General features: G+C 65.2%; 20 protein-coding genes. 13 read left to right on the plus strand and 7 right to left on the minus strand.

All coding sequences use genetic code 11. From position 1 onward, the window contains the following. Window positions 1-161: 161 nt before the first annotated feature. From AB4Y91_RS11320 to AB4Y91_RS11355, 8 genes are all read left to right on the plus strand, one after another. Window positions 162-389 (plus strand): ANTAR domain-containing protein, encoded by a 228-nt coding sequence (locus AB4Y91_RS11320; protein ID WP_441418577.1) that lies wholly within the window; start codon window positions 162-164, stop codon window positions 387-389. A 98-nt stretch (window positions 390-487) separates the two neighbouring features. After that, complete coding sequence (locus AB4Y91_RS11325) at window positions 488-745, plus strand: hypothetical protein (protein WP_441418578.1); 258 nt, start codon at window positions 488-490, stop codon at window positions 743-745. Between the two features lie 177 nt (window positions 746-922). Next, window positions 923-1,225 (plus strand): DUF4193 domain-containing protein, encoded by a 303-nt coding sequence (locus AB4Y91_RS11330; RefSeq protein WP_441418579.1) that lies wholly within the window; start codon window positions 923-925, stop codon window positions 1,223-1,225. Between the two features lie 135 nt (window positions 1,226-1,360). Continuing rightward, the gene (locus AB4Y91_RS11335) at window positions 1,361-1,801 is read left to right on the plus strand and encodes an SRPBCC family protein (protein WP_441418580.1); all 441 of its coding nucleotides are present in this window, start codon (window positions 1,361-1,363) and stop codon (window positions 1,799-1,801) included. 163 nt (window positions 1,802-1,964) lie between these two features. After that, window positions 1,965-2,570, plus strand: coding sequence for a DUF1326 domain-containing protein (locus AB4Y91_RS11340; protein ID WP_441418581.1), 606 nt, complete (start codon window positions 1,965-1,967; stop codon window positions 2,568-2,570). Next, window positions 2,570-3,337 (plus strand): DUF2182 domain-containing protein, encoded by a 768-nt coding sequence (locus AB4Y91_RS11345; RefSeq protein WP_441418582.1) that lies wholly within the window; start codon window positions 2,570-2,572, stop codon window positions 3,335-3,337. The genes AB4Y91_RS11340 and AB4Y91_RS11345 overlap by 1 nt, the downstream gene beginning before the upstream one ends. Before the next feature lie 209 nt (window positions 3,338-3,546). Then, the gene (locus AB4Y91_RS11350; RefSeq protein WP_441418583.1) at window positions 3,547-4,125 is read left to right on the plus strand and encodes a lytic transglycosylase domain-containing protein; all 579 of its coding nucleotides are present in this window, start codon (window positions 3,547-3,549) and stop codon (window positions 4,123-4,125) included. Between the two features lie 58 nt (window positions 4,126-4,183). Continuing rightward, window positions 4,184-4,843 (plus strand): dihydrofolate reductase family protein, encoded by a 660-nt coding sequence (locus tag AB4Y91_RS11355; RefSeq protein WP_441418584.1) that lies wholly within the window; start codon window positions 4,184-4,186, stop codon window positions 4,841-4,843. An 87-nt stretch (window positions 4,844-4,930) separates the two neighbouring features. Here AB4Y91_RS11355 and AB4Y91_RS11360 read toward each other — a convergent pair whose 3' ends face one another. From AB4Y91_RS11360 to AB4Y91_RS11370, 3 genes are all read right to left on the minus strand, one after another. Further along, the gene (locus AB4Y91_RS11360; RefSeq protein ID WP_441418585.1) at window positions 4,931-5,458 is read right to left on the minus strand and encodes a DUF427 domain-containing protein; all 528 of its coding nucleotides are present in this window, start codon (window positions 5,456-5,458) and stop codon (window positions 4,931-4,933) included. A gap of 111 nt (window positions 5,459-5,569) precedes the next feature. Next, entirely contained in the window at window positions 5,570-6,283 is a 714-nt protein-coding gene (locus tag AB4Y91_RS11365) for a GAF and ANTAR domain-containing protein (protein WP_441418586.1), read from the minus strand. 27 nt (window positions 6,284-6,310) lie between these two features. Beyond that, complete coding sequence (locus tag AB4Y91_RS11370) at window positions 6,311-7,006, minus strand: GAF and ANTAR domain-containing protein (RefSeq protein WP_441418587.1); 696 nt, start codon at window positions 7,004-7,006, stop codon at window positions 6,311-6,313. Window positions 7,007-7,384: 378 nt separating this feature from the next. Between AB4Y91_RS11370 and AB4Y91_RS11375 the strand changes: the two genes are divergently transcribed. After that, window positions 7,385-7,888, plus strand: a complete 504-nt coding sequence (locus AB4Y91_RS11375) for a hypothetical protein (RefSeq protein WP_441418588.1) — start codon at window positions 7,385-7,387, stop codon at window positions 7,886-7,888. Between the two features lie 111 nt (window positions 7,889-7,999). Here the strand turns inward: AB4Y91_RS11375 and AB4Y91_RS11380 are convergent, their stop codons facing one another. Together AB4Y91_RS11380 and AB4Y91_RS11385 are read right to left on the minus strand one after the other, a co-directional pair. Continuing rightward, complete coding sequence (locus AB4Y91_RS11380) at window positions 8,000-9,721, minus strand: ABC1 kinase family protein (RefSeq protein WP_441418589.1); 1,722 nt, start codon at window positions 9,719-9,721, stop codon at window positions 8,000-8,002. Window positions 9,722-9,726: 5 nt separating this feature from the next. After that, the gene (locus AB4Y91_RS11385; protein ID WP_441418590.1) at window positions 9,727-10,269 is read right to left on the minus strand and encodes a PadR family transcriptional regulator; all 543 of its coding nucleotides are present in this window, start codon (window positions 10,267-10,269) and stop codon (window positions 9,727-9,729) included. Window positions 10,270-10,389: 120 nt separating this feature from the next. On the opposite strand from AB4Y91_RS11385, the gene AB4Y91_RS11390 reads away from it, so the two are divergent. The 3 genes from AB4Y91_RS11390 (at window position 10,390) to AB4Y91_RS11400 (ending at window position 12,653) form a co-directional block, all read left to right on the plus strand. Continuing rightward, window positions 10,390-11,310, plus strand: a complete 921-nt coding sequence (locus tag AB4Y91_RS11390; protein WP_441418591.1) for a LysR family transcriptional regulator — start codon at window positions 10,390-10,392, stop codon at window positions 11,308-11,310. A 155-nt stretch (window positions 11,311-11,465) separates the two neighbouring features. Further along, a complete protein-coding gene (locus AB4Y91_RS11395) occupies window positions 11,466-11,717 on the plus strand; it encodes a hypothetical protein (protein WP_441418592.1) in 252 nt (83 codons plus the stop codon). 33 nt (window positions 11,718-11,750) lie between these two features. Then, on the plus strand, window positions 11,751-12,653 hold the full coding sequence (locus AB4Y91_RS11400) for an NAD(P)-dependent oxidoreductase (protein ID WP_441418593.1): 903 nt from the start codon (window positions 11,751-11,753) through the stop codon (window positions 12,651-12,653). A 29-nt stretch (window positions 12,654-12,682) separates the two neighbouring features. On the opposite strand, the gene AB4Y91_RS11405 is transcribed toward AB4Y91_RS11400, so the two are convergent. After that, window positions 12,683-13,459 (minus strand): isocitrate lyase/PEP mutase family protein, encoded by a 777-nt coding sequence (locus AB4Y91_RS11405; protein ID WP_441418594.1) that lies wholly within the window; start codon window positions 13,457-13,459, stop codon window positions 12,683-12,685. A gap of 215 nt (window positions 13,460-13,674) precedes the next feature. Between AB4Y91_RS11405 and AB4Y91_RS11410 the strand changes: the two genes are divergently transcribed. Further along, window positions 13,675-14,478, plus strand: coding sequence for a chitosanase (locus AB4Y91_RS11410; RefSeq protein ID WP_441418595.1), 804 nt, complete (start codon window positions 13,675-13,677; stop codon window positions 14,476-14,478). A 7-nt stretch (window positions 14,479-14,485) separates the two neighbouring features. On the opposite strand, the gene AB4Y91_RS11415 is transcribed toward AB4Y91_RS11410, so the two are convergent. After that, complete coding sequence (locus AB4Y91_RS11415; RefSeq protein WP_441418596.1) at window positions 14,486-14,887, minus strand: nuclear transport factor 2 family protein; 402 nt, start codon at window positions 14,885-14,887, stop codon at window positions 14,486-14,488. Between the last annotated feature and the right edge of the window lie 126 nt (window positions 14,888-15,013).

Consider the following 15,013-nt stretch of genomic DNA (forward strand, 5'->3'; position numbering starts at 1 on the left):
CGGCATCTGCCGTTCCCCCGGGCGATACAGGAACCCTTAGCCAACCGGTGCGAAAACCGTCCCGCGAGCCCGAGACCCACAACAACGTTCCGTGAACCTGGGGCCACTTTCAATCGCCCCTCTGGGGCCAAAAATACTTGACACAATCAGTCCAAGGCGCAATGGCAACCCGAACGACCATAGCGACCGCGGCCGGTATCCTCATGGGCCGCCTCCGTATCAGTTCCGATGAGGCATTCAAACTCCTGATGACTTACAGCAATAACAGAAACGTCAAACTGGCCGGAGTGGCAGACCGACTGCTGGAACTGGGCGATGACAAAGCCGATGATCGGGCACTGGACAGCTACATCCACGAGATTCTCAACGGCCGCCTGTCCCGGGAGTGACAGCACACCAACAGTTGCGTGCCCTGACCCATCCGATCCCGTTCCCGGTTCCGAATCCCTCCTGAACAAGGAGCTACCCGGGGTTTCGAGGGACGGTCATGCACGAACATGCACAGCAGGAGCTGACAGCCAAGGTTATCCACGAACTGGCGATTGACCCCGTCCGGCTCTGGGTGCACTATCTGGGCGTCGGAGGCAACGACGCGCTGGACCTCGTGCTTGCCTATATCGAGGGGAGCGGAACTCTGCCGTCCAGGGAACGCGACATGCTCTCCTGCGCCGTGAATGACCTCACTGTGGAACCTCCGGGGCAACCCCGGGCGCCGTTTTCATACTCGGACACAGAGTCCGGTTGATCCCGGGCCCGGTCGGCAAAATGCTGGGTCACCCGAGTCGCATCAACCCCGTGACTCCGCCGCGGCCGCGTGAGTCAACGGCAACGACGTCGGCGTACCCCGAGGCGGGGAATTCCGCGGGCATGGTGTACGTTGCACATGCGTCAGACCAGCGCGCGAGAAAAGAGAATAGACAAAGTGGCAACCGATTACGACGAAGTACGTTCCGACGTCAAGGAATCCCAGGACCGCTCCTTGGAAGCGCTGAAGTCCGCCAATGCCCAGGATGCCCGCAGTGTCGTCCGGGAGTTGGATGAGTCAGACGCTCTGGATGATGCCATCACCCCCGGCGGGGAGTTCGTCGCCGAGGAACTCATCGTCGAAGTCATCCCCCAGGCTGAGGACGAGTTCACCTGTTACTCCTGTTTCCTGGTGCGGCATCGCTCCCAGCTTGCGCGCGAGAAGAACGGCCACTCGTACTGCGTCGAGTGTGAAGGGTAGGACAGCCAGGATCAGCACGGTCCTTCGTGGTTGGTATCGCGGGGTGACCGTGCTTCGCCCGGTGCGCCCCGCGGCCGCGGGGACCGACGCTGCAGGTGGTTGCGCTGCCAGGGCGCTTCGGTTCTACAATCGCGCATGGAGAATCTTCGATTCAGCGTCGAGGTCGCCGCTCCCGCGCAGCACGTCTGGAACGTCATGCTCGACCTCGACACCTACCGCGAATGGACGGGAGCCTTTCACGACGGATCGACCTATGAGGGCGGCTGGAACGAGGGCGACGAGATCCGCTTCGTCGGCCCGAACGACGACGGCACGGCGAGCGGTCTCATCGGTACCATCGTGGAGAATCGGCCCCACGAGTTCGTGTCGATCCGCTATATCGGCGATGTCCAGAACGACGTCGAAAGCCACGAAGGCCCCGCTGTCGGGCTGCACGAGAACTACTCGTTCAGCGAGACGGGCGGGGTGACAACTCTCGTCGTCGAACTCGAGGTGCCCGACGAGTGGGCCGACGACATGCGGGGCATGTGGTCGGAGGCGATCGGCTCGATCAAACGGCTGGCGGAGCGCGCCTAGGTCGACGAAATCCCGACCCGGTCAGGGATGGCGGCAGCCCCGACGGCAGCCTTCCAATGGGGCCCGGATGGGCCGCGCTGCAGGAGTCGCCGCGTTCCGTTGACACCGGTCCGGGCCGCGAGGAGACTTTCTTGTGGGGGTGCCTCTTCGAAAGGAGCCCCAAATGCCGTGGCATGTCGAGGGCACGTATTTTGAGAATTGCAACTGCGATATGGCCTGCCCCTGCACCACTTCGGGGCTGACCGCACCGGCGGACAACGAACGCTGCAATGTGGCACTGGCCTTCCACATCGAAACGGGCGACGTGAACGGCGTCGACGTCGGCGGCCTGACCGTCTGCGTCGTAGCCGATACTCCCGCCCTGATGAGTGAGGGCGGCTGGAAACTCGGAGTCCTGATGGATGCCGCCGCCTCGACCGAGCAGGCCGAAGCGCTCGGCGCAGTCTTCGGCGGCCAGCTCGGGGGACCGATGGCGGGCCTCGCCCCCTTGATCGGTGAAATGGCAGGCATGGAGTCCCTCACCATGGCCTACGCCGACGACGGGCGTGTCCACCGCGTCGGGATCGGCAGTGCCGTTGACATGGTGGTCGAGGACTTCGTGTCTCCCTTGGATCCCTCAGGCCTGGGAGTCAAAATCAGCGGGGTCGGATTCCCGGCAGATACCCTGGCAGTCGGTAGGTCGAGCACCGCCCGCGTTGACGTGTTTGGGATGACCTGGGATAACGCCGGCAAGAACTCCTACTCCGCCCCCTTCGCCTGGTCCGCGTAGTGCCGGGCAGGAGCGGCCTGGCTGCCACGCACCATGCCGCAGAGTTGGCCTTGATCGGGGGCGCCGGGCTGGCGTGGTACGTCACGGTCTCAGGCCTGGCCGACATGTCCGCAGGCCCGGGGACCATGGGACTGGGGCTCTGGGGTTTCCTGGGCGTGTGGACACTGATGATGGCTGCCATGATGTTGCCGGCGTTGGCGCCCCTCACTTCGACGTACCTCAGGTCCATCCGTGCCGTCCGCAGCCGCGGGGTCCGGGCCGTCCGGACAACTGCCCTGATTGGCGGTTATCTCTTGACGTGGATCGGATTCGGAATCGTTGCCTACGAGGCCGCGGAGCTCTCCGCGCTGCTGGCTGAGAACGCCGCGGACGTCGCACCCTGGGTGGGGGCTGGAGTGCTCGCGGCGGCCGGCGCCTACCAGCTGACCCCGCTGAAGGATTTCTGTCTCAGGCACTGCCGGTCGCCCATAGCATTCCTATTGCACGTCTCCGGGTATCGGGGCCGGTTGCGTGACGTCCGCGTCGGCATGTACCACGGGGTCTATTGCGTGGGCTGCTGTTGGGGCCTCATGGTGGTGCTGATTGCAGTTGGCGTGATGAACCTGGCATGGATGGCGGTGCTCACGGTCGTTATCTTCCTAGAGAAGACGTCGAAATACGGCCCCGCCCTCAGCCGGATCATTGGAGTCTCACTGATCGTGTTCGCGCTCTTCGTCCCGGCCCACCCGGAGCTGCTGCCCGGGCTCCACATGAATGCGGCCATGTGAAGGAAGGCAATCACGGAGCTGGATGGTTTGATTAGTCCGTGCTCCGTCTAAAACGCCTTTTGGTTTTCAGCCTGCTCGCGGTGTGCGCCATCGCCGCATTCTCGTTCTGGGCAGTCCGGCAGCCCGGCGTCGACGCCCGTGGGGTCCTTGCTCCGCCGCCGCGGGCGGTTGCGAAGCTCGATCCGTTCCCCGCCGGCATCACTACCGCTGTGAACGTAACCAGGAACCCGGATGCACAGTGGCTCCTCCGGGCCGCCGCGCAGACCGGGATCCCTGCCCGCGCTCTTCGGGCCTACGTCGCTGCGGCAACCACGGCCAACGCTGCCGATCCGGCGTGCGGGATCGGCTGGAACACCGTAGCCGCTGTCGGTTTCGTCGAATCCGCGCACGGAACCTACGGCGGCGGCAGCCTTAACTCCGCAGGGGAGGCGAGCGGCCCAATTGTGGGCCCGAGCCTCAACGGATCCGGATTCGCCGCCATCGCCGACACCGACGCCGGTGAACTGGACGGTGACTCCCGCTGGGACCACGCCGTCGGACCCATGCAGTTCATTCCCTCAACCTGGGAGCTGGTTGGGCGGGACGGGAACGGGGACGGAACAGCGGACCCGTTCAATATCGACGACGCCGCCCTCAGCGCGGCGAGCTATCTGTGCGCCCACGGCCGTGACCTCTCAACCGCGCAGGGGTGGACCGACGCCATCTACTCCTACAACCAGTCCGATCCCTACCTGCGCCAGGTGCGGGCCGAAGCCACCGCCTATGCCGCGAAGACGGGCATCTCTTGAGTCGTTGGGTTCGATCACCATAAGGTGACTGCAAACGACAAGCACCTCAGGAGATGACATGTCCCTAGTCCGCGTGCATAACTTCTCGGTCTCACTCGACGGCTTCGGCACCGGCGAGGGGCAGCGACTCGACGCTCCTTTCGGTCACGCTGGCTCACGGCTGATGGAGTGGGCCTTCGAGACGCGCACGTTCCGTGAGATGGGCTTCCACGGGGAATCGGAGGGGTCGTTCGGCGTGGACGAGGCGTTCGCCAGCGCGTGGAAGCCCGGGATCGGCGCGGAGATCATGGGGCGCAACAAGTTCGGCCCGCAACGGGGTCCCTGGCAGGATGAGGAATGGAAGGGGTGGTGGGGTGATAACCCTGTCTTCCACACCCCCGTCGTTGTACTAACACACCATCCCCGGCCGGTACTCGAGATGGAAGGCGGGACAACCTTCCATTTCGTCGACGCCGACCCCGTCTCCGCGCTCAAGCAGGCCCGCGCCTTGGCCGGCGACCTCGACGTCCGGATCGGTGGCGGCGTCAGCACGGTCCGACAGTTCCTCGAGGCCGATCTGATCGACCACATGCACATCGTCCTCGTGCCGATCGTGCTGGGACGTGGCGAGCGGCTCTGGGACGGACTCGAAGACCTTGAGCAACGCTTCGACATCGAAGCGACCCCTTCTCCAGCCGGAGTTGTCCACATGATCTTCACGCGCCGCGCGGCCCGGTAATTCCGGGCGGCCTCCGGCGCGGGGAGGTGGCCCCGGAAGTCCCGGGCAGCGAAGGCCTGCCGTCCTGTCAGCCCGACGGCGGTGTCCTCACCATCCGGCGGTGCCCGGGCCACCCTTGAACGGGCCAACGATCTGCTTGGTGATCCACCCTCCGTAGAAGTCGCCGTCCTGGGAGGTCACCTGTTCGCCGTCGACCTCGCAGGAGTCCATCTGAGCCGGGTAGAGGGCCACCCGGGTGGCGAGCGCCTCGAACCCCGGGGTGGGTTCCGGATAGGTCCACCCGCCACGGCGAACGACGACGCCGCCGGCGACGACATCGAAGTAGTGCGCTTCGCCCTTGAACTCGCAAAAGCTGGTGCCTTCTACCGGGACGAGTACCCCGGCAGGGAAGGAGTTCAATGGCAAGTAGTAGACAGGCGGATGACTCGTCTCCAGGACGCGCACTGCATCGGTGGTATCGGCAATGACCTGGCCCCCAAGACGAACGATGACCCGTTCCGATCGCGGCTCGACCCGTGGCGGCCGCGGGTAATCCCACACCGATTCCTCGCCGTCCTGGGGTTTGATGGGCTGGGGACGCCGGAAGAAGCCGGAAAAACCGTGAACGGGAGTCATGGTTCCATGGTGCCACCTTCACCCTGGGACGCCGTACGCGGCGGAGCTCCCGGTTGGCCCGTATGGCGGCTGGATCAGCTACCGGGGCCTTGGGCCCAACGATGCCGGTGGTTAGAGGGTGACTTTTCGATTGATGATCTTGTCCGCAGTTTCGTAGAGCGTCTGGTTGTGGGCACGGGCATACCCGCGCAAGAGTGCGAACGCCGCGTTCATATCGACATTTGAGGTGTGGGCGATGACGCCCTTGGCTTGCTCGATCAGGATGCGGCTGTTCAGCGCGCGCTGCAACTGTTCGTTGATCAGGGTGGTTTCCCTCGCGGCACGTTCCTGCAGCAGGGTGATGGTTGCCACGTCAGCGAAGGCTTGGGCAATGGCGGCGTCGTCGGCGGGAAGCGGACCGGCCTCGTGGCCGAAGAGGTTCAGGGCGCCGATAGTACGGTTGCGCAGCCGCATCGGGACGGCATGCAGGGACCGGAACCCCTGGGACAAAGCGGAGGACTGGAACAGCGGCCAGCGGTCACCCTGCGTCGCGATATCGTCGATTGCTACGACGGCTCCGGTCCGGTAGCAGTCAACGCACGGGCCAGTACCTGCCTCAAGCTGCAGGACTTCCACGAGTTGGCTTTCCTCGCTCGTCGAAGCCATGACCTGGAGATCGCCGGCTGGATCGACCAGCACCAACCCCGCAGCGGCGGCGTCGAGGATGCCGACCGACTCATCAACGAGGGTGTGGAGCAGATCGAAGACGTCGTAGTCCGCCACAAGTGTGTCCGCAATCTTGACGAAAGCGGCACTTACGCGGCCAGCGCGGCTCATCATCGCCATATCGGAATTCTACTGTATGCGCCCATGTCAGGTGCCCTCCGGCGTGAAGTCCAGGGTCCTGTTGACCACGTCCCGGGCAACCTCCCGCACCGTACGCCCATTGGCGAAGGCATGCGCCCGCATCAGGAGGAGGGCGTCCCGTGCTGTCGTCCCGGCCTGCGCCAGAATCATCCCCGTGGCCTGATGGACCTCGCGGCGGGAGAGGGGAGAGCCATCCGGCGGGTCATCGGCGCCGCCTTCTGGCGCAAGGGTCAGGAGCTGGCGCAGTAGCCGCCACGTTGCGGCGTCGGCGAGTTGCAGGGCCGTGGAGTGCCCTGCCGGGCTCAGCGGACCGGGCTTGGACCTGTAAAGCTCCACCACGCCTATGTCCATGGCGCCAAGTGCGAGGGGGAAGACGAACAGGGCCGCAACATCCAGCTCCAACAGGGACTTTGCAAAGACAGGCCAGGCGGTATGCGGGCCCCTGCGCACGTCCGGCACAAGCACGGGGCTGCGGGTCCGCAGGGCTTCCCAGCGCGGCCCTTCCCCAAGGTCAAACTGCAGCTCTTCGACCCTCGCCGAGACTGCGTTGCTGGCGCACACCATGGTTTCAGGTGCCAGTCCGGCGAATACTGAGACCGCGGCCCCGGAAATGGGCAATGACGTGAGGAACCCCCTGCACAAGCCGGCGTCAAGTCCCGCTGCCATGGAGTCCGTTCCGTCATCCATGGTGGGCGACCGCATCAGTCGAATCCGTAACGGCAAAGTTTTCGGCCGGAGGAGGCGACAGCGGCGCCATCGTTGAGCAAAAAATGCTGGACATGGGTCGCGCCTCCTCGGTCCGGTCTTAGTGCCATCAATTGCGGAAGAACCCCGTCGATGTTTGTTTTAGTTTATGCCCGCGAGACCTTGTGCCGGTGGGCGGCCCGGCCCGGCCGTCTGTTGTCACAGCTGCGTGGTCTTTGCGGGGGCACCTACCGGCTGGACTGAAATTCCGATAAAGTAGTGCTGTTGCCCCGGACCCCGGTAGCGCCATCATTCGGCGTACTAATCGGAGGAGTCCCCCTCATGCTAGGCAACCCCAACTATAGGCCTGGATCAGTACATCCATTCCACCGTTCCTTGACCATCACAGAAGGTCTGTACCCCGGGGGCCCGGAAGACGACGATCAACGGCTCGCCCTAGGGATTGAAGTAGAACAAGTCTGGGAGCCGCCGGCCCCGACTCTTCAGAAGCTGTCGGCCGTTGAGCGTGCCAGTTCTTTGTGGGAGGAGCGGGAAGCGGGCCTTAACGCGCTGACGTCGTCCGCGAGTGGAGGCCCCTGGGCCAGTGATCCACTGACTTCGCGGGAACAACTGCTGGCTAAGATCGAAGACCTCACCCGGGTGCTCAAGGAGAAAGTAGCCCGATACTCCGCGCTTCGGGCGAACCAACCCCACGCCGAAGTCGGGGAAAGGGCTAACGAGACGGCCGTGATGTGGATTCAGGATGCCCTGGAGGATATTGCCGCGACTGCCTTGGGCATTGAAGTCGCCTCCCGTGAGCTGTTCCTCCGTTCGGCTTCGGCAGGGGAGCGGAGTTCGATTAGCGATCTGGGCGGCCAGGAACAAGCCGCCGCGGAGTGACCTCCAAGGGCAACGGCTGACGGTGCCGAGTGCGGGAGCCGGGCCCGCCTGGCCCGGCTGATGCGGACGGGTGTGCCCGAGAAAGGGCGATCATTGCCCGTGGCACTGTACTTAGAGGCCGCGGCGCCCCGTCCACAACCCGTGGAGCAGAGGAACTGCCGACGCAATCATCAAAACGTTGCCGAGCACCGCGTCGTCCGCCCGGACCACGGCACCTGCAATGAGCAGGGCACCGAAGATCAGCGCCGATGCAGCTCGCTGCGCCGTGCGGTCCAGCCGGGCCAGCTGCCGTTCGAGGCGCGGATTGGCCACCGATAGCGAACCGTCCTCGATTAGGCTGATGAGCCCGTCGAGGCGTTTCGGCAGACGCAGGGCGACCCCGGCGGCGTCGAGCGCCTGCTGGGCCACATCCTGGACGATGTTGCCCCGCTCGTCGCGGAGCAGCTGCGCCGCATAGGGCTCGACCGCGTCCCAGAGATTGAACCGGGCGTCCAGCGAGCTGCACACGCCCGAGGTCAGTGACATCGCCCGGATGATGAGCAGGAAATTCTCCGGCAACTGGAACGGCAGCGAGCGAACCAGATCGCGGAATTCCACCGCAAAATCAAGGAACACCCGCTGGTCAACCTCGCGAAGCTCGGCGAAGCCCATCCCGCCAAACCGGGCGAAGAGGTGCGTCATCGCCCGTTCGAGCTCGGCCTTGTCGGCCGAAGGCACCAACACACCCACGTCGCTGATCGCGCCCACCAGGCCCTTGCCGTCACGCGAGGCGGCCGCGATCAGAAGCTTCCGCAGGCCGCTCCGAGTGCTGGGCGGAACCTCGCCCATCATGCCGAAGTCGATGAACGTCAGCTTCCACGGGCGCCCTGCAGAGGGAGCAGCTGAATCGGCAACCGGGGTGACAAAGATGTTGCCGGGGTGCGGATCGGCATGGAAGAACCCGCGGGTGAACAGCTGGTCGAACATGACCGAGGCAAAAATCGGGGCAACCTGCGCCGGATCGATGCCCGCCGCCAAAAGTGCGTCCGCGTCAGTGATCTTGATCGCCGCGACATCTTCCAGCACGAGCACGCGGCGGGTGCTCCACTCCCACGCAACATCGGGCACCCCTACGCGGTCGTCGTCGGCGAAATCAGCCGCAAAGCGCTCTGCATTCGCTGCCTCGTGCAGGTAGTCGATTTCCTCGAGACTAATCTGCGCAAACTCCTCGACCAGGGCCGGCATGTCCGCACGATCGGACACGAGTCGCACGCGGCTGAGCCAGCCGCCCACTTTGCGCAGTGCCGCCAGGTCGACGTCGACAATCGCATCGATACCCGGGCGCTGCACCTTCAACACGACGGTTTTGAGACCGGCGTCGGCGCCATGGGAGGGAAGGAGTTGTGCACGGTGCGCCTGCCCGAGGGACGCCGCGGCAATCGGCGTCTCCTCGACTGAGGCGAAAACCTGTTCCAGCGGCGCGCCCAGCTCCGCCTCGGCCAGTAAACGGATTGCGGAGAACGGCACGGGAGGCACCTCATCCTGAAGTCCCTCGAGTTCCCGGGTGATCTCCGGCGGAAGCACGTCGAGCCTGGAGGAGAGGAACTGACCGACCTTGATCATCAGGCCGCCCAGCTCCACCGCGAGCACGTGGAAGTGCTGCGCGAAGCGCCGCATCCTCCTCGCCCTGGTGCGCTCGGCAATTCTGCCCAGCCCGAGGCGGGGGAGAAACAACTCAAACCACCAGGTCACCGCGAGCTGCCACGCCGCGAAGCGCAGGATGCGACGGTAGCGGGCGCGGGTGTCCCCGAAGCCGGGTGCCGGATCTGCCCGGGTCCGACGAACCGACGTCACCCGCGTCAGTCCTGGGCGAGGATCGAATACAGTCGGCGACGTGCCTCGTCGAGCACCGAAACGGCCTGCTTCACTTGCTCCGGGGAACCGGTGCGACCGACCTGGGCTGCGGCTTGCGCCAGCTCGACGCCGGCCTTGGGCAGTGCCGCGAATCCGGGGCCGGCGGCCGGCCCCGACGACTCCCAGGGCTCCGACGGATCCGCACCCGCTACGACCTCCCGGCCTGCCTCGGTCAGCGAGTAGATCTTGCGGCCGTTGGACTCCTCCGCGCGGATGAGCCCCTCGTCGGACAGCAGCTGCAGCGTGGGGTAGACGGAGCCGGCACTCGGCTTCCAGCTGCCGCTGCTGCGCTCCTCGATTTCACGGATGATCTGATAGCCGTGCATCGGCCGTTCGGCGAGCAGGGCCAGCACCGCGGACCGGACCTCGCCTCGTCCCGCGCGGCTGCCCGAGCGCTTCTCAAACCTTGAACGCAGTTCCTCAACCGCCTGCCACATGCCGTCGATGTTTGGCGTGCCAAATCCGCCGGCCGGGTATGAATTACGCATGCTGGTCTCCTTAGTGGATCGCGAACGATACTCAACGATACATTCCGATATACGCGAAAACCAGAGGTTCCAGAAGCCGGGGTGGTGAATTCGGTGTCTTCGTGCGGTAGACCGGAGGCTATGATCTTCAGCCAACTTGAATACATGGTCGCCTTGGCCCGGGAGCGGCATTTCGCACGGGCGGCCGAGAGTTGCTCGGTTTCCCAACCGGCCTTGTCGGAGGGGATTAGGAAACTTGAAGTTGAGTTGGATGTTCCGCTGATCCGTCGGGGCAATAGGTTCGAGGGACTGACGGCCGAGGGTGAACAGATCGTGGTGTGGGCGCGGCGCATTCTGGCGGACCGTAAGGCTCTGACCGAACAGATCAGTGCCATGCGGTCCGGCGTGACCGGGCAGCTGCGGATTGGCGCGATTCCGACCGCGTCACCAGCCGTGTCCGTGCTGACCGCCGCCTTCTGCGCGGCGCATCCTTTGGCCAATGTGCATGTCGCGTCCGATCTCAGGTCCGAGGACGTCCTGCGGCTGCTGGCAGATTTTGAGATCGACGCCGGGATCACCTACGTAGGCGGCCCGGTACCGGATGGCTTCCGGGTGACCAGGTTGTACTTCGAAAAGCACGTGCTGCTCACAGCGGACGAGCGGGGAGCCTTCGGGGGCAGCACGGTCGGCTGGTCCGACGCGGCAGGACTGCCCCTGTGCCTGTTGGACCGGTCGATGCAGGGACGCCGGCAGGTGGATGATGCTCTCCGGGACGTGGGCCTGACTGCCGCGCCGCGGCTTGAAACGGACTCGGTCGCTTTGCTGCTGGCCCAGATGAAGGCCGGGCAGTGGTCAACGATTGTCCCGGCGGCGTGGTTGCACGTGTTTGAACTCCCGCGTGGCGTGCGCGCCCTCCGTTTGGTGGGGCCGGAGCGGCAGGCGGAAGTAGGCCTTGTCACCCTCTCCCGCGAGCCGGAAACCGTCCTTGCCCGGGCGCTGACCGCGGTGGCCCGTGCGGCCGATCTCACATTCCTGGAGAATCAGCCTGCTGACCAGCTGTAATAAACATCCCCTATTAGACGATGCACTATCCCTCTTTGAAACCTATCGCGAGGCGGCGAAGAGTGGGTGTTAGCCGCGGAGCTCCGGTCAAGCCCGGAGGCGGCAGTCATCGAGCGTGGCTTCTTTGGACGCCCGCCTAACTAATGGAGATTTTCTTGAGTACTTTAACTGTTCCCCAGCCCCTGCGTGATCAGGCCAGGAAGGCCGCTTACACCGACACCAACACGCTTCAGCGCCCTGCGTCGGCGAACAAGCCGTTGCCCGGCAGTTACACCGACGTCGATGTCCTGACCAAAGGGAAGACCGCGCCCGCGGGACGCCCGGGCAGCTACGCCGACGTCCACACCGTGATCGGTAGGATGTCTGCTTGGGGCGGCCAGGGGCGTTACACCGACGCGGATCGCTAAGGCCGCTTGTACAACGATCGAGAGGACCACAGGATGGACACGAAACGCACGGTGGCGGTGCTGGGCACCGGCATCATGGGGGCAGCGATGGCCCGCAACCTGCTGCGGGCCGGGCACGAGGTCCTCGTGTGGAACCGCGACCAGGCCAAGACCGCCCCGCTCGCCGACGCCGGAGCCCAGGTCGCCGTGTCCCCGGCGCAGGCTGTTGCCGGCGCGGACGTTGTGGTGACCATGCTCTTTGACGCTGCAGCCGTGACCGACGTGATCCGACAGGCAGCCGCGGGAGTCCGGCGGGGCACCGCCTGGGTGCAGTCCACGACTGTCGGTGTGCACGACGTCGCAGCCCTTGCGGACCTGGCCAACGAGGCCAGTCTCGACTTGGTCGAAGCGCCCGTTTCCGGCACCCGCGAGCCTGCCGAGGCCGGCCAGCTCCTGGTGATCGCGGCGGGACCGGAAGCTGTGCGCGAGCGCGTGGCACCCGTACTGGACGCCATCGGGGCGCGCACGGTCTGGACTGGTCAGGACCCGGCCGCGGGCTCTGCAACGCGGCTGAAGCTCGTCGTGAACAGCTGGGTCATCGCCGCCTCGAATGCCGCCGGTGAGATCCTTGCCCTGGCCGAGGCGCTCGGGGTCGACCCGCAGCAATTCTTCAACTTGATCGACGGCGGCGGCCTCGATCTGCCCTTCCTGCGCACCAAGGCCGGACTCATTCTCGATGACCGGCTGGAACCGGCGTCTTTTGCGGTCGATACGTCGCTGAAAGACGCCCGCCTCATCATCGACGCCGCCCGCGAACAGGGTCTTCGGCTCGACGGTGTCGAGGCGTCCGCCGCGCGCCTCGAACGGGTCGCGTCCCAGGGCCGCTCCAAGCAGGACATGGCTGCTGCTTACTACGCCGGTACCGGGCAGAAGCCCGGATCGCGCGCCGAGCGATGACCACGGCGGCAATCAGCTGCCCGTCGCCCTCAATCCGTGAGGCGTTGGCTAAATGACACCAGGCGCGATTGCATCTCCCAATAAGGGGTAGCGGGTGGGAGCTTCTTGCCATCGCGCAGGGCGCTGGCCACGTTGACCGCCGCGTCGACCGCTGCGCGGTAGGGCAGGGAGCCGGAACTCACCCGCCGGACCCCCAGCTCGGCAACAGTCAGCGAGGGATGTGCCAGCACGTTGACCGGCAGCGCAATGCCGGCGGTGACGGCCCGGATGTCCTCCGGGACCGCCAGCCCGGGCACGAAGATCCCGTCCGCCCCGGCGTCGGCGTAAAGACCGGCACGGAGCAGCACGGCATCCACTGTGGCTTCTTCGCCGAACCAGATGTTGTCTACCCGGGCGTTGATGAACACGGCCGGGCTGCGTTGTTTGACGGCGGCAACCTTCTCGGCAAAGGCTGCTGGATCGACAAGGTGTCCGGCCGTGCTGTCCTCCAAGTTGACCCCGGCCACGCCATGGGCCGCCAGTTGAGCCACGAATTCGGCAACCTCGGCGGGGTCGTCGGAGTAACCGTCCTCGATGTCCGCCGTGATGTGGACCGGCAGGCGGCACAGTTGGGCAGCCAGGGCGGAGGTTGCCGCCTTGCTGGACCCGCCTCCGTCCGGGAGGCCGGCACTTGCCGCAATGCCAAAGCTGGTGGTGCCGATGGCCGGGAATCCCGCTGTCGCAAAGGCCAAGGCGGATCCGACGTCCCACGCATTGGGCAGCAAGAGCGGCGCCGCGCCGTGGTGAAGTTCCCGAAAAGTAGCCATGTTCACTCCCGTACCCTGCCAACCGAATAGGTGGATCCCGGTTCAGTCTACAAACGCGGCGGACCGCCGCAAGGCGTGGACGATACCCAAATCACGTGCCGCCCGAATGGAACAGCAAAGGCGGGTCTTGGCCACGGTGCACAGGGCCGGACAGGCCCTGTTACGCCGGCTGGCCGGCTGCTAGGCTCGGCGCCAAGACAACTTCGGGAGGTCTGATGTTTGAGCGACTTTGGGGACGAAAAGACCAGCAGGTAAATACCGAGACCCAATCCCGGGCCGATATCGCCAACCCGGTGTACAAGGAGATAGCGCTCCAGCTCACCTCCACCGCCGAGAACTCCACTCCTGACTGGACCACTTCCTTCGGATACATCGAGGACATCGACGACGGACGTGGCTACACCGGTGGGCTGGTGGGCTGGTGCAGTGGCACCGGCGATATGCTCGAGCTGGTCCGTGCCTACGAAAGTGCCGCCCCGGGGAATCCGCTGGCGCGCTACCTGCCGCAGTTGGAGCAGATTATGGAAGCGCCCTACAAGGAACGCCCTGCCTTGAGTCATCGACTACTTGATCCTGGCTTCACGGCCGACTGGAAGAGGGCCGCGAGTGACCCGGCCTTCCAGCTGGCCCAGCAGGCGGAACGGGACCGGGTGTACTGGCAGCCGGCCTTTGAAGAGGCCGTTCGGGACGGCGTCGGGCCGCTGGGGCTTGCGATCTACTACGACGTCTCGGTCAACCATGGTCCCGGGGACGACGACGAGTCTTTCGGCGGCATCCTGGCCGCAGCCCGTAAGGCCGAACGCCCTCCGGCCCAGGGCGGGGACGAGTCCAAGTACCTCGCAGCCGTGGTCAAGGACCGGGTAAAGATCCTGAAAGCCTGGGGCGATTATCAGAAGCACGGGCGCCAGGACATTCACAACGGGCTTTTGGAGGCCGGCAACCTCGATCTCAGGCCACCGATCCGCTGGTCCGTCTACGACGACCCGTACGAGCTGGGATCGTATCCCCAGGCTAGATAGGGCGGGGTTAGTCCCCGCTCACGGTGTCGCCATGCCGATGCGCGACTTTCCACTCGCCATCTTCGCGTCGGTACACCTGGGTGGCCCGCAGGGTGTAGGTCCGTGGCTCACCGTCGACGGAGGCAGAGGTGTGTTCCAAACCGGCGGTGTAGGCCATGTCGCCCACCACGTCATACGCCTGAAGGTCGAAGGCGTAGGACGTGCAGTCGGAAAAGCTCTCCGCGAGCCCCGCGAACAGCTCATCCAGTTGATGCTGCCCGAACGCGTTGCGCCATGCCCCTAGGACGCTCACAGGCTCGTTGCGGGACCAGAGCGCCCGGCGGGGAGCAGAGTCGCCATTGTGGAGCGCCAGTTCCGCTTGGTACAGCGCGGTCTTGACCCAGGCAAGGAAGTCGTCACGCTCACTCATGCCCCCAGTATGCTCCGGCCCAGCAGGGTGCGCATCAGGTGTCGGCGCAGATGTCGAGTGCGTGGATGGGGCGTACTCATGAGCGACAAGCGGAGCCGGGTCGCGTCTATACTTGTCCCTATCCGC

The organism is Arthrobacter sp. YAF16, assembly GCF_052113385.1.
Lineage (GTDB): Bacteria > Actinomycetota > Actinomycetes > Actinomycetales > Micrococcaceae > Arthrobacter.